At 41.5% G+C, this 13,413-nt stretch carries 14 protein-coding genes; 5 read left to right on the forward strand and 9 right to left on the reverse strand.

Annotation, left to right across the window (positions count from 1 at the left end; translation table 11 throughout):
* Nucleotides 1-6 precede the first annotated feature (6 nt).
* From AC13CC_RS16490 to AC13CC_RS16505, 4 genes are all read right to left on the reverse strand, one after another.
* The gene (locus AC13CC_RS16490; protein ID WP_482877063.1) at nucleotides 7-417 is read right to left on the reverse strand and encodes an archease; all 411 of its coding nucleotides are present in this window, start codon (nucleotides 415-417) and stop codon (nucleotides 7-9) included.
* Nucleotides 414-1,052: a class I SAM-dependent methyltransferase gene (locus tag AC13CC_RS16495; protein WP_326278022.1), complete on the reverse strand. Its 639-nt coding sequence runs from the start codon at nucleotides 1,050-1,052 to the stop codon at nucleotides 414-416. The genes AC13CC_RS16490 and AC13CC_RS16495 overlap by 4 nt, the downstream gene beginning before the upstream one ends.
* Nucleotides 1,053-1,178: 126 nt before the next feature.
* Nucleotides 1,179-1,391 carry a dodecin family protein gene (locus tag AC13CC_RS16500; RefSeq protein ID WP_326278023.1) on the reverse strand — a complete coding sequence of 71 codons (213 nt, stop codon included), beginning with the start codon at nucleotides 1,389-1,391 and terminating at the stop codon, nucleotides 1,179-1,181.
* 48 nt (nucleotides 1,392-1,439) lie between these two features.
* On the reverse strand, nucleotides 1,440-1,949 hold the full coding sequence (locus AC13CC_RS16505; protein ID WP_482877064.1) for a nicotinate-nucleotide adenylyltransferase: 510 nt from the start codon (nucleotides 1,947-1,949) through the stop codon (nucleotides 1,440-1,442).
* A gap of 968 nt (nucleotides 1,950-2,917) precedes the next feature.
* On the opposite strand from AC13CC_RS16505, the gene AC13CC_RS16510 reads away from it, so the two are divergent.
* Nucleotides 2,918-3,319, forward strand: coding sequence for a DUF302 domain-containing protein (locus AC13CC_RS16510; RefSeq protein WP_482877065.1), 402 nt, complete (start codon nucleotides 2,918-2,920; stop codon nucleotides 3,317-3,319).
* A gap of 21 nt (nucleotides 3,320-3,340) precedes the next feature.
* Nucleotides 3,341-3,523 (forward strand): zinc ribbon domain-containing protein, encoded by a 183-nt coding sequence (locus AC13CC_RS16515; protein WP_482877066.1) that lies wholly within the window; start codon nucleotides 3,341-3,343, stop codon nucleotides 3,521-3,523.
* Nucleotides 3,524-3,550: 27 nt separating this feature from the next.
* On the opposite strand, the gene AC13CC_RS16520 is transcribed toward AC13CC_RS16515, so the two are convergent.
* Nucleotides 3,551-4,228, reverse strand: a complete 678-nt coding sequence (locus AC13CC_RS16520) for a WG repeat-containing protein (RefSeq protein WP_326278027.1) — start codon at nucleotides 4,226-4,228, stop codon at nucleotides 3,551-3,553.
* 248 nt (nucleotides 4,229-4,476) lie between these two features.
* On the opposite strand from AC13CC_RS16520, the gene AC13CC_RS16525 reads away from it, so the two are divergent.
* From AC13CC_RS16525 to AC13CC_RS16535, 3 genes are all read left to right on the forward strand, one after another.
* A complete protein-coding gene (locus AC13CC_RS16525) occupies nucleotides 4,477-5,019 on the forward strand; it encodes a flavodoxin domain-containing protein (protein ID WP_326278028.1) in 543 nt (180 codons plus the stop codon).
* Between the two features lie 310 nt (nucleotides 5,020-5,329).
* Nucleotides 5,330-6,133, forward strand: a complete 804-nt coding sequence (locus tag AC13CC_RS16530; RefSeq protein ID WP_482877068.1) for a helix-turn-helix domain-containing protein — start codon at nucleotides 5,330-5,332, stop codon at nucleotides 6,131-6,133.
* A gap of 90 nt (nucleotides 6,134-6,223) precedes the next feature.
* Complete coding sequence (locus AC13CC_RS16535) at nucleotides 6,224-6,769, forward strand: cupin domain-containing protein (protein WP_326278030.1); 546 nt, start codon at nucleotides 6,224-6,226, stop codon at nucleotides 6,767-6,769.
* Between the two features lie 130 nt (nucleotides 6,770-6,899).
* Here the strand turns inward: AC13CC_RS16535 and AC13CC_RS16540 are convergent, their stop codons facing one another.
* The 4 genes from AC13CC_RS16540 to AC13CC_RS16555 are packed head-to-tail and all read right to left on the reverse strand — an operon-like array spanning nucleotide 6,900 to nucleotide 13,245.
* Nucleotides 6,900-7,343 (reverse strand): hypothetical protein, encoded by a 444-nt coding sequence (locus AC13CC_RS16540; RefSeq protein ID WP_326278031.1) that lies wholly within the window; start codon nucleotides 7,341-7,343, stop codon nucleotides 6,900-6,902.
* Between the two features lie 40 nt (nucleotides 7,344-7,383).
* Nucleotides 7,384-9,153 carry a carboxypeptidase-like regulatory domain-containing protein gene (locus tag AC13CC_RS16545; RefSeq protein WP_482877070.1) on the reverse strand — a complete coding sequence of 590 codons (1,770 nt, stop codon included), beginning with the start codon at nucleotides 9,151-9,153 and terminating at the stop codon, nucleotides 7,384-7,386.
* 10 nt (nucleotides 9,154-9,163) lie between these two features.
* Nucleotides 9,164-10,492 (reverse strand): DUF4249 domain-containing protein, encoded by a 1,329-nt coding sequence (locus AC13CC_RS16550; protein WP_482877071.1) that lies wholly within the window; start codon nucleotides 10,490-10,492, stop codon nucleotides 9,164-9,166.
* On the reverse strand, nucleotides 10,492-13,245 hold the full coding sequence (locus AC13CC_RS16555) for a TonB-dependent receptor (RefSeq protein WP_482878290.1): 2,754 nt from the start codon (nucleotides 13,243-13,245) through the stop codon (nucleotides 10,492-10,494). Before AC13CC_RS16555 ends, AC13CC_RS16550 begins: the two co-directional genes overlap by 1 nt.
* Nucleotides 13,246-13,413 lie beyond the last annotated feature (168 nt).

The following is a 13,413-nucleotide window of genomic DNA, read 5'->3' on the forward strand; positions in this document are numbered from 1 at the left end:
ACTCATCTACATATCAAAAATGACATGGCTTTCCCAAACATTTTCTTCATTCCTTTTTACATGGGTGCCGAGATAAGAAACCCCTCTTATCCTTTCATCAAAACCACCCAACCATTTGCCATATAACAGGGCCGAGATGCTATTCTCCGAAAGCTCGGCAAAATAAACATTACAGAAAAGGATTTTTTGCATATAGGTAAGGGAAAGAGTATCTGAGAGGAAATCGATCAAGAGGTCGGTCGCATTATCGGTGGAAATCTCCGTACACATTTGACAGTCAAAATGACCCGCTTTGTCACATCCTCCCTTTTTCAGGATATCGTTCATGATTCCAAGATTATCCCTTAAAAGTACTTCAAGCGAAGGTGCCAAGATCTTTATCTCAATTTCTGTCTTATATTTTACCGACCCATTCATGGCTTAACCGCTTTAACGGTGACAAAAGACCCCGTTCCGTAGCCGTTTTTGGGCATTTGTACTTCCTCTATGTCCTCAAGATCTCCAAAAAGGGTTTGGTTATACACCAAGTTCCTAAAACCTACATTTTTGAGCAATTGTTCCACTTGGTCAACCGAATGGAAAGTGGCCGTTTTGTAAAAATTGCTTCGATCTCTTTTGGTCATGTACGCTTTTGCAACACTTTGATCCCTATCCAAAAAACCAATAATTATAGCTCCATCGGACTTTAACACCCTATACGCTTCGGAAAGGGCTTTCTTAAGGTTTTTCAAGTAACAAATGGTAACGAAGAGCACAAAATCAAACTGCATGGCGGCATAGGGCAAGTGCTCTGCTTTTCCCTTCATAACCTCAACGCCCCTTTCAAACGCTTTTTTTGCCATTGCCACCGAAGGCTCAATTCCTTCCTTGATACCCAAAGGTTCGGAGAACCTTCCTGTGCCCAGACCTATCTCAATGCCCCTAATGTTATGGGGCAGCTCCAAAAACTGCTCTTGTAGTGCCAATATTTCGGATTGGTACACTTCGGGATGGTCCTCGTACCATTGTTCGTATTGCGATACGTGTTCATCAAATACTTCTGTAGTTGCCATAGCTTGTTGTTTTTTAAAAAATCCAGTTATTGGTTGCACCGGCCACAATAATACAGGTCAACCCTTGCAAATTATATGGTCCGAAGCCAGGAGACCGGCACGGACCATACAAACAAAACCGACTAACTAGGAATTATTCCCATCAATTCCGAAAGTGACCTTTGCATTCACACGGTATTCGGTAATTTGGTTGTTTTTTACACAAACCTGCATGTCCTTCACATAAACAGACTTGATGTTCCTCACTGTTTTTGATGTCTCCTTGACAATGTTGTTTACGGCATCCTCAAAACTCTCTTTTGAGTTTCCCATGATTTCGACGACTTTTAATACTGACATAACGATTGATTTATTGTTTAATAATTAGACCAAAGACGACCCCGGTTTCTATAGAAACTCACCTTTTTCATCCACTTTTACCCGCAGCGTCTTATCTCCATTTTCCAGTTTCAATTTGTATTTTTTGGAAACGCCCTTTTCGTTGTGATAAGTAACCCGGTAAACATCCTTGCTAATGGTCCATTCCGGAAACCTATCCAAGATGGCCTTCTTTACGGAATTTGGCAGGTTAATGTTTTTAAACCTCTCGGCAGTTCTGATGATTTTACCGTCTTTGTCGTAGGCGGCAAGGATTTTTCCTTCCGGGATAAAGAAATTGATGTTGTACAGATCATAGTCATCCTGATAGAATTCAGAATCTTTCACATCGAAGGCTGCGACTTTTCTTCTGAGCATTTCTACAGGTATGGAAGCTTCTTCCTCTGTATCTATGTTGTTCAAATACTTGTAATTGGTCGCATACACAATTACCTCGGACAATTCTTCCGTTTTGATGATCTGGGAGTGCAAAGAGATTGCGAGTCCCACGGAAAATAGGGTCAATACTATTTTTTTCATAATCTTAGTGTTTTTGTTAATACTTCAATGGCTGCTGAGCCATCCTTTTAAATTATCGCTCTATACATTCAAAACTAGTAGAGATAGATACATTCAAAACTAGTAGAGATAGGTTCTTCGCACAATGACCCAGATCACCCTAAATTATTTTAACCGACTCATTTACAAGCCATTGAAAACAGCACGATTATTGCTAAAATTGGCATACAGAGAATCTGATGGACTGACCCAAGTCATAGGGAAATATTTGCCGTGCCTAAAAGTTTGTCAATTAAATTGTAAGGCATGGATGTTTACATCAATCCTTTCAGGGCAATACATTTTGATGGAGAAATTAATGCCCAAAATGTTAAAATTCGAAAAATAACGCTAAGATGACCCAGGTCATTCCACAAGCTCAACAATCGTCTTAATTTAGTGCCAGGATTACGATACAATACGTTCTTTGAAGATAAAACCAATGGTGTAAGAAATACAGAAGGAGATACAACTATTCTTTGACTCCTCTTGGAATTGCGAAAACGTTTAGTGATAAACACAAGTAGTTTATACAAGAAAAAGAGCGTTGGATAGGATAACTTCTTCTGTGGAACCGGGGCATTAAAACGCCCCGGTTTCTTCAAAGACTACAAAAAATAGTCAATTGGAAAAAAAGCCAACGGTTATAAAAGGTGTTTTAAGGCACGAGGATTTGAATATCAACCACATTCGTCCTCCTCTCCATAAAAAACACCCCATAGAATGTTTATGGTCTGGGAAGATGCATAAACTAGAAAGGTTTGGATTGTCCACTGAACAAGCGTTCTTAAGCATTTTAGCAATAAGATGGTAAAGAGAAAGTTTAAGGCAGAAAGCAACTCAAGCCTTTCGAAGAAACAGGGAGTTTAGGCTCCCTGTTTCCATTTAAATTCCGTCCATTTTCCTTAGCAGTGCCACATTATTTACCTAATTAATTCATTCTGATAAAAATGGAATATTACTTTAATACCGTTCTCAGTGATACCACTTTCGAGAAAGCCATACAAAAAACAACACAAGCCCTTAAAAATGAAGGTTTCGGGGTTTTGACTGAAATTGACATCAGTGATACATTGAAGCAGAAATTGGATGTAAACTTTCCCAATTATACAATTTTGGGAGCATGTAACCCATCGTTTGCCCATAAAGCATTACAGGTTGAAAATAAGATTGGAACCATGCTACCGTGCAATGTTATAGTACGTAAAGCCGAAGGGGGCAACATAGAGGTGGCCGCCGTAAACCCAATTGCTTCGATGATGGGGGTTCACAACGAGGCTTTGATGGGCATTGCCGAGGAGGTCCGGGACAAACTAAAGAGGGTGATAGAAGCCCTTCAAGAAAATCATTGATCCATACCGATAAATAACACCATGGAACCTTCAAATATCTGCGAACATTGTGGCGTGCCCATGTACCACCTTACCGATTTTGGCACCAACCGGGATGGCAGTATCAACACAGAATACTGTCACAAATGCTATAAAAAAGGTAGGTTTATCCATGCAGGGGAGGAAAACTTTGATAGTTCTTACTCCTGTGACACCCCGCTATAATTGTACCCGTTGCATTGTCCAGTTCCTTTATGGTTTCTGGGTTTGTTCACTGATCTTGCAAATTTGTAAATCATTGTCACCTGTCTTTATCAGTATCAGATCGGACGAGATGAAGGATGCGGCCATGTTTGGTGTCTGGTACCGTCTTTTGGACATAGAAATGTCTTCCCTTTTGCTGATGGGCCAAATAATTTCACCCATGTTGTTTAGCACAACTTCGGTAAGGGCATAATCATAAATATTCAATTGGAAGTCGTTTTTCCCCCTGAAAGTTCTTCTACAATAGATTCCTATGGCCCTATCATCTTTAAAACCGGTAACGTTTAAATACTCCGGTTCGATTGCGACCTTTCCTTGGGTGTTCATAAAACCATAGTACGGGATTCCCTCATCCTTTATCATTTGTATGGCACATAGACCATTTTTAAATTTCGGATACTTGATGCCCTTGATATCATTACGGGATTCATCCGCATTTTGATTCCATACCACGTCATCCCTAAAATCTACGGCTAAATTACCTTCCATATCGATGAAGCCCCATTTACCGTCTTTCCGGACGGCTGCCAAACCTTCACTGAAAGGCCCGACTTCTGTTAGTTCCTTTATTTTAATTGTAGGATCATTGATCGTTTCAAGGGTTTGTGCGCCCATTAAAAATGGGATGGCCATAAAAGCCAAACCCACCAAATATTTTAGTCTCATAACTCATGTTTTAGATTATATGAAGGTAGTGCGCAAGCTGGTCTACAACAATGACCTAAATCATTGTGCCACGCAAGGCAAGGGGGTAAGTTTACATTTAAGATAAAACCTATTTGGAGTTTTGAAATGTCCTGCAAGAATTATGTGGACAGACGTGGTTAAGTACATCAACCTTACTAAAAATAATGGAAAAGGAAGTCACAAAGTAATTATCGTTACCCAAATATGAATCACTAAAATTAGACAAAATGAAAATCCTAATTGTATATGGCACAAGTGAGGGGCAGACCCGAAAAATTTCCAGATTTATGGAAGAAGTGCTTCAGGGAGGAGACCACAAGGTGGTTATTGCGGATGCCACGGATGAGCCTCCTTCCCCTGCCCATTTTGAGGTTGTATTGATAGGTGCCTCTGTTCACATGCAAAAATATCAAAGCTCCGTGACCAATTATGTAATGCAACATTTGGACATTCTCAATAAAAAACATTCCGCATTCTTCTCGGTTTCCATGGCCATTGCTTCCAACATAGAAAAGGAGCACGAAGAAATCAAAAAAATTGCTTTGGATTTCTTCGCAAAAACAGGATGGAAGCCCAATGAAGTGCGCCATTTTGCAGGAGCATTAAAATATACCCAATACGACTATTTTAAAAAGCTCATCATGCGAATGATTGCAAAAAAAGAGGGAGGCAGCACAGATACTTCCCGTGATCATGAATATACGGATTGGGACAACGTAAAGTCGTTTGTCCTCAACTTTTGCGCAGAAAATGTACAATCGACTGTGTAGGGACAGGTAGGCTTAAATTATCCTAAAAACCATTTTTTCAAAGCGGTACATCCACATGAAATAGACCTCTTTACCTTTGCCTCTTTTCTTGCAGGTCAACTTCGGGCAACTCTTTTAAGTAATAAATTTGGTTTACATACTATCCAATTAAATGGGCAAATGGAAGGATTTTTGCTGATTCAATCAATAAAACCCCTACTTTACTTTAACCCAAATGTAAATCTTCTTTCATTTTTTATGTAACTTCCTGTCTAAGAAGGAACAAAAAACCGATTTTAATCGAGTGAACACTACTTTGGGCGGCTTAAAAATGAATATAGACACCCTTAAAATATCACGTATTCTACACAAAACAACATCCAATCAGAACAGTGGTTGCTATGCTGTTTGTTGGGTTCAAAATGGTGCTGAGGCAATTGAAATAAACAAGATTTTGTACAACAATGTATCGAACGCTGTTTTTTTCTTAAGCCCAGATCATGACTGGAAAATCTTAAAGAAGGGTACTACAACTTCATCGGGGTATGTGCTTTATATTCCCAAAGGTGTTTTAAACCACCCCACTTTCAAAAATCTCCACATAACTGAAGTCCGTCTTTTAAACAGCAATGAAATACCGAAAATCAACCTTTCTCCAGGTATAGAAACACGCATAAAAGCTATTCTTGAAATGATGGACGAGTTGCCCAGCACTAACTTAAAACATCGTGAAGAGGCTATACTTTCCCTCTTAAATACCTTTTTTGTTTATTGTGACGGTAAGTGCAACATCAAGTCGGTGATTACGGACAACAATTCAAGGTCTGCATTGGTTTATAAGTTCAAAAAAAGCATTGACCAAAACATTACTGAACATCATGAAGTGGGCCACTACGCCAAAAAGCTCAATATATCCGACAAATATTTAAATGAATGTGTCAAGGAAGTTTTGGGCATCAATGCCAAGCATCTTATAGATGAACAACTGGTCATGCGCGCAAGGCATAACCTGAAATTCACGGATAAGACCATTAAAGAAGTTGGCTACGAGCTGGGATTTTCCTCGCCCGACTATTTCAGCTATTTCTTTAAAAAGCATACTGGAATCACTCCATCCCAGCTTCGGAAAAGCTGATTTTCCGAAAATCCAAGGAATAGCCGTGTTTTTCACAATATTCGAATAACTCCCACCCCTTATTTTTATCCAAACAACAAACCAAATGTCATGGACAGAAAAAAATTCATTCAAACTTCGGGTTTGGGGCTTGGGCTCGCCTTGGTTCCTGGAATCGCCAACAGCAAACAACTATTCAAAAAAGCAGCATCTCCCAACAACCCCAGCCCAAAAATCATAAAGGACAGCGAAGGCGATGTTTTGAATGTTATTGGGGATATCCAGACCCATAAACTGGTCGGTAGCGACACCAATGGTCAAATTGTGGAATGGGTCGACAATGTAGGTCCCGGAGTTGGTATTCCTCCCCATATTCACACAAAGGAAGATGAAATTTTCAGGGTGATCAAAGGACAAGTTGAAATAATGGTGGATGGGAAAACCACGGTTTTGGAAGCTGGTGATACCGCCTTTGCCCCGAAAAATATTCCACATTCTTGGAAGGTTGTTGGAACTGAAAAGGCTAAAATGATCACAAGTGCCTTTCCCTCAGGAATTGAAATCATGTTCAGGGAATTGGCCGATTTACCTCCTGGTCCGCCAGATTTTGAAAAAGTCGCCATAATATGTGGAAACCACGGTATCTCTTTTCTCTGAAAATTGTTTACAACCGCAAGTTTGCTTGTTGGAAACAAGCATTTACTTTATTGTACCAAAAAATGGGTGAGGCAACGGCAGAATATCCATATGCCTCTCCTTAAAAGGATTAACTGGTCACTAAAGTAGTTTAATACGTCAATGTATTATACCCCTTGGCCTGAAGTTGGAGTATTCGTACAGACCACGTTGGTACCGGCACCAATCCGTCGATAAGTTGCTTCGTCGACACATTTAATTTTTCCATGGCCACACTGCATATACTAACGCGCACCTTGGACTTGTATTTTTGAAAAAAGGTTTCCAATTTGGATCCCTTTACCAACTCGGCAACGACCTTTCCTTTAACAACGACTTCGTAATCGACTATCTCTACCCCGTTTTCCATCAAAAGATCATACATGTTCAATGCGCCTTTAAAATGGCGTTCATCGCTGACCCCAATGGCAAATTGCTTGGTGCTTTTTAAATCGTTGACCGTTTCGGCATTCAATTGAGCTTGCGCAAAAACATCAACCCTGTAAAAAATAACTAGGGCAATAAATATGATCAATGTTTGGAGTGATCTTGTCATGGTTTATATGATTTTAAAAAGCAATGCTTTAAAGGTACAATTATTGACTTGTATTTTTTACAACAATGGTTTTATAGACGGTTATTGGTTTGCCATAAGAAGTAAATCCGTCCAAAACCACTTCAAACTCCCCTGTAAGGTCAGAGGTATAGAACTCAAACTGTAAATCGGACTCTCCTACCTCAACATGGGGTTCCCACAACAACACTCTTCTGTAATCGGGAATTCTCTTGCCCATTTGCTGCGTAGTATAACGCTGCTTAAAATAATTCTTTTTAGACATAGGTTTTTCAATAGGAACATTAATACCATGGGTAGGAGCATAGTTTTCAAAAAAATCGCCATCTATGGTCTTTACCGCCATCATGCCTTGATAAACCTTGCCTGCCATCCTAAACTGATCTCGAACCAAACTGATGGATCGTATTTTCCCAGCATCAAAGTCCTTGATTTTTTCATGGTCTGGAATATAAACCCCGTCAAACAGCACAATGGCAGGAAAATCGTTGGCCTCTTCGTTATAGGTTTCAAAATCTTGGGCTATGCGAATGTAATCGCTTCCATCGGGGTTGTTTCTATACCCAGCATAGTTGAGTACCTCCACCAGCGTCTCCTGAAAGGTACGAAAGCGTGTAAACTCATCCAATTTTATGGTTTCGGGCATACCACCATCAAAAGGATCTATGGGGGTTCCCAGAAGAATGGAATCCGGTTTTACGGAATAAAATTGATTCTCCAATTGATTGTGTATGCTACGTTGTGCAATAGCTTCGGAATATTCGGGTTTTATATGGAATTGATTAAATGTCAGTTGGGAAGCATCAAGGTTAGGAACCTTACCAAGAGAGACCTCAACGTCTTGAGCGTTTGCTGCAACTTGCACAATGGCCCTACCCAGTTTGTAATTTTTTCTCAAATAGGTATAGAAGTTGCCATGATTGTCCGTTGTGGTAAATTTTAGTAGAAATTCCTCACCGGGAACGGACACCACCATTTTGGCATCGGAAACAGGGCTTCCTTGTCCATCGGTCACTTTTCCATACAATAGCTCTCCGCGCTGTTCCGGCAGAAACAGACTGTCGCCAACCGTTTTATCCAATGCTCCCTTTGCATTAAAATATTCGTTGGCGTAGGAAATGGCATTTGCAGCGTGCCGGACCTCCATTCCATCCTTCTTTTGGACCCTCAGCGTGTAATTTCCATGACCCAACCGCGCCTTGTAGTTTTTTAGGCTTAAGGCCACTCGCTCCCTTGGCCCAAAGACATCCCTCTCCATTTTTATTTGAACAACCGACGAGTCGATAGGCCTATTCATTTTTTCGGCGTGTATTGAAGCTTCTTCCGAATTATCGGACAATAATTGCGACTGATCTACTTGGTAGGGGTTGATGATGACCAAATCATCCTTAAATATTTGCTCCATCCCATTGTTCTTCATCCATTGGGTATAGCCGAGCAATTTGTAATTTCCTGAAGGTATGTCGGTATTGACAAAGAAATCGCCTTGGGATTTGCCCTTTTGAAATCTCACCTTCTGTTCCAACACATATTCCCCTTTTTGGTTTACCAGGGCAACATAACCCACAAAACTTACATTGCTGGCCCGGTTGTTCTGCGCATTGAAGCAATAAAAGGCATAGTGCAGGTACTCTCCCGTAAACACAATGGGGCCGGTATGGTGTAAATACACCTTTTCTTGCGGTAGGCTTTTTAAGTTTTGTAACTCGTCCACACTACTTATCACATATTGAGCATGAGCGTGCAAGGATAGTGCTGTGAGAACCATAAGTATTGCCCATTGTTTTTTCATAAGCTGTGTTTTAATCGATCCAGAAATCCGGCTTTACATTACTTCCCAAAAGGGTACAATCTCCACATATTCGGGGCACAAACACATATGGTCCAGGACAGGATGCATTGGGCACCAAATTCTCATCGTAGCCCGAAAAATAGCTAATGGTCCCTATGTTCACTCTTTCTATTATGGATTGTGGACAGGGATTTGAAACAGGTTCTTGAATACAGTATGACGGGTGGGATTCAGGAACGGATTGCAAGAAACAATCAAAAGGAAAGGCAGGTAGCTCTTCGTCGGGGAAAAAATCCTCAAAATTAAAGAACAATCTCCTGTCCGACACCCCCACGGCCTCTACATACCCCAAGACATTTTCACTTGTCCCATCTTTTCTATGCACGTTTGCATAAAGTGCTCCTGGCTGTATCTGGGAAAATATATTATCCGATTGCGAAAAACTACTCAGGGTCTCGTAGAACGAATAGGCATCGGCAGACTGCACTTGCTGTTGCACCAGAATACTATATCGTTCCGAAATAATAAAATTGTCCTTACCAATAAAACGTACCATGTACTTGGAAACTTTGCTTTCAGGATTTCCTGCAGTACTCAACTGTTCAATGGTATTGGAAGAAACGGTGTTATAACATACCCTATTCTCCACTTCCTTGGGTACAACTTCTAAATTGTATGTAGGCACAGGCAAAGCACAGGGGTCATAATCTGTTAACACAAAATCACTGCCTGTCCAAAAAGGAGAAACTATTTTATAGGTTTCTTCAAAAGTATATCTATAAAACTCCGTGTTTCCTTGTTCAGGGGCACTATCCACATAAATGGCCACACCTTCCGCTCCGCTGTCGCTGACGGCCTTTTCGGCATACACATTGGTGAGCTGTGACTTTCCCTGAACGCTCAAAGGGTCCGACACGTACTCTTGGCCATTGCTGGTCTGGATTTCCAAGGTGTACCCAACACCCATTTCCAAGGCAAACTGTTGGTTGGAGAGGTAGATGCCCTCCTCTCCTTCCGTAAAAGCGTATTGGGCACCATTGTCACCCAATACACGAACCGTGGCACCACTTTCCATATCCACGGAATCAATGGGGCGACTGCCCAAGGGAAGGTATGGGTTGTAAACCGTGTCCGTCTCAAGATCCAAACGAAGACTGCTCCTGCTCAAATACACTTTTTGGGTAATCATCCCATCGGTCAGCACAGCTTCCACCACCAAAGCGGCGGTTTGTTCCTCCTCGTCAAGCGTATCAAGTTCGAGTTCGTCCAAGCATGCGCCCAAGATCATCAATGAAACTAGGCTCAAAACAATCTGATATGTAAATTTATAGCGCTTCATCAAAACTTGAAATTATAGGTTATGGAAGGTATGGGCATTCCAAAAATGGAACTTTGCAATGCTTTGACTTCCCCATCATCCGTCACAAAAAAAACAGAGTACGGGTTGTTCCGGCCCAGCACATTGTACACCTGAATGGTGATAAAACTATGGGCCAATTTGTCCTTCTTATGATTCCCTTCAATGTTGATTCCCAGATCCAAGCGATAAAAATCGGGTATCCTGTATTTATTACGATCACTGAACACGACATAATCGGCATTGTTGAACCTATAGGTTCCCACGGGATAGGTAATGGGTCTTCCTGTCTGATATACAAAGTTCATGGATACGCTATAACGTTTTGTAAATCTGTAATTGGCAATGACACTCAGGTCGTGCGGTTTATCAAAATTGGACGGAAAAAACTCCCCGTTGTTGATGCGTTCCTCACTGGTTTCCCCATCAAACCTATATTTGGAACGGGAATAGGTATAACTTAGCCATCCATTCAGGTCCCCCCTGTTCTTCTTTAAAAGAAATTCCACACCATAGGCCTTTCCTTCTCCTTGGAGTACTTCGGTCTCCACATTTTCATTGAGCAAGAGGTCGGCACCCGTTTTAAAATCGAGCACATCGTCCATTCGTTTGTAATACCCCTCCAAACTCAATTCATACATGTTCTCATTGAAATTTTTGAAGAATCCGAAAGTTGCCTGATACCCTTTTTGAGGCTTGATATTCAAATCCGAAAGTTTCCAAGTATCAATCGGGGACACCGTTGTATTATTGGAAAGTGTATGTATAAATTGATACGAATTATTGAAACTGGCCTTTACCGAGAAGTCCGGGGCAAACAAATATCTGGCAGCAACCCTAGCCTCCGGTCCACCATACGTTTTAATAAATTCACCGCTATCATAGCTTATAGTGTCCCGCACAGTAGATTCGCTTCGCGGTGCACCCTCTTGGTAGGTATTTTGTGTGGCTTCGCCCATGGCCGCATAAAAAGCGTATCGGGCTCCCACATTGAGCAGCAGTTTATCGGATATTTTAAACTCGTCCCCGACAAACAAAGCTCCTTCCAATGCCTGTTCCCGATCTATGTCAATAGGTTCTACATTGGAATCATTGCCTTTAGGTTCAATGCTTCCGGGTTCCACCGAGTAATATTTACCCGATATACCATAATCGAGTGTATGGGCATCGTTCAAACGGGTGTTCAACCGATACCTGAGCTCTGATTCGTTGATGGTATAGTCCAGTTCAAAATCACTGTTCCCATCGTCATCGTAATCAATTCCAAAATTATAATTGCTGTTACTTGCCGTGAGCACTCCGGTGCTTTTCTCGCTCAGCTTATGTGCCCAACGTACGGAGCCCAAACGGTTACTGTAATTATAAAGGGAATCGGAAGTGATGCTAAAATTGTCCTTGCTGTAATAGGCGGTACCACGAATTTCGCTGTTTTCACTGAATTTATGATGATATTTTACGATTCCATCAAAAAATGATGCCTCGCTGTTGCTCAGGTCCTCATCATCCAAAGCTTTCAATATCCAATCGGCATAGGCGCCCCTACCTCCTATAACCAAGGAGGAAACCTCCTTTTTCAATGGAATTTCCAAAGCTAGGTTTCCGGTAACCGGGCCTATGGAGCCCTCTCCCGATATTTTTTGGGTATCCCCGTTTTTGGTCTCAATATCGAGCACCGAAGAAAGCCGACCACCAAATTCCACGGGCGGTGCCCCTTTGTAGATGTTGACTTTTTCCGTTGTGAACGGGTTCAATGCCTGAAAAATCCCAAAGAAATGGGTTGGGTTGTAAATGACGGCATCGTCCAACAAAACAAGGTTTTGGTCGGTCTTGCCCCCTCTAACATTGAGCCCAGAAGCCCCTTCACCGGCCGAGGAAATCCCGGGCAGGGCCTTGGCCACTTCCAATATATTGCGTTCCCCGAGCACCAAAGGGATATCCTTGGACTCCTCGGAGCTTATCTCTTCGCTGCCGGAAACTGCCTCTTGAACATTGCTCACTGCATCTGCTTCGACCACAACTTCCTGCAACTGTTCCAGACTTTCCTGTAATTGAAGGGTCAGGGTGCCTTCGTTGTACATGATGACTTCGCGTTCCGAATCCCTTATTCCCATGGCACTGGTAGAAATAAGGTTATATCCGGCCGGCAATACCAACTCGTACTCCCCTTGCTCGTTTGTAACGGTTACACCACTCCTACCTTTCACCCTAATGGCCAAGTCAGGTATAGGGGCACCTGTTTCGGCATTGATTGCCCTCCCGGACAATCGGTAGGTTGGCCTTAAATACTTTTCATCGGCTCTTCCTATACGAACAACTGGAACTTTTTCCGTGGTTTGGGATACTTCATCATTATAAAATGTGGGAGGAGGAATATTTCTTTGACCTTGCACAACCGTTGTATTCCCTAAGGTGTCCTTTGTTTGATGAAAGCTGGGAGGGAGTTCATCGTAGATAACCGTGTTTTGAAGCAAAAACACACGTTTTTCCTCTTCAAAAAGGTAAAAGTTCAATTGAGTCTCGGATAGAACGATTTCCAAAATATCGGAAATAGTAGCCTCTTGAAAGTTTTGTTCCACCTTAAGATCTTCAACCCAGGCATCGAGGTAGAAAAAGGAATAACCGGATTTTTCCTCCAATTCCTTAAAAAATTCAGGGAAGGTCCTTGATTCGCCCAATAGAGTTATTGGAGCATTTTGCGAGAAAGTAAATTGCACCACAAAAAGGATTGCGAACAAACTTCCTTTCTTTATCGAAAAAGAACGAGGTTTAGTAAAAAAAGTCAATGGTTTGTTGAATTAGCTTGTAACAATTTAATAAAAAATCAACAGCTTGGTTAAATTAGCATGTCAAAAAAAATGTTTTAATACGTAAAAATTGCATTTGGATTCCCGTTTTCACGGGAA

The organism is Flagellimonas sp. L-11, from assembly GCF_056857735.1.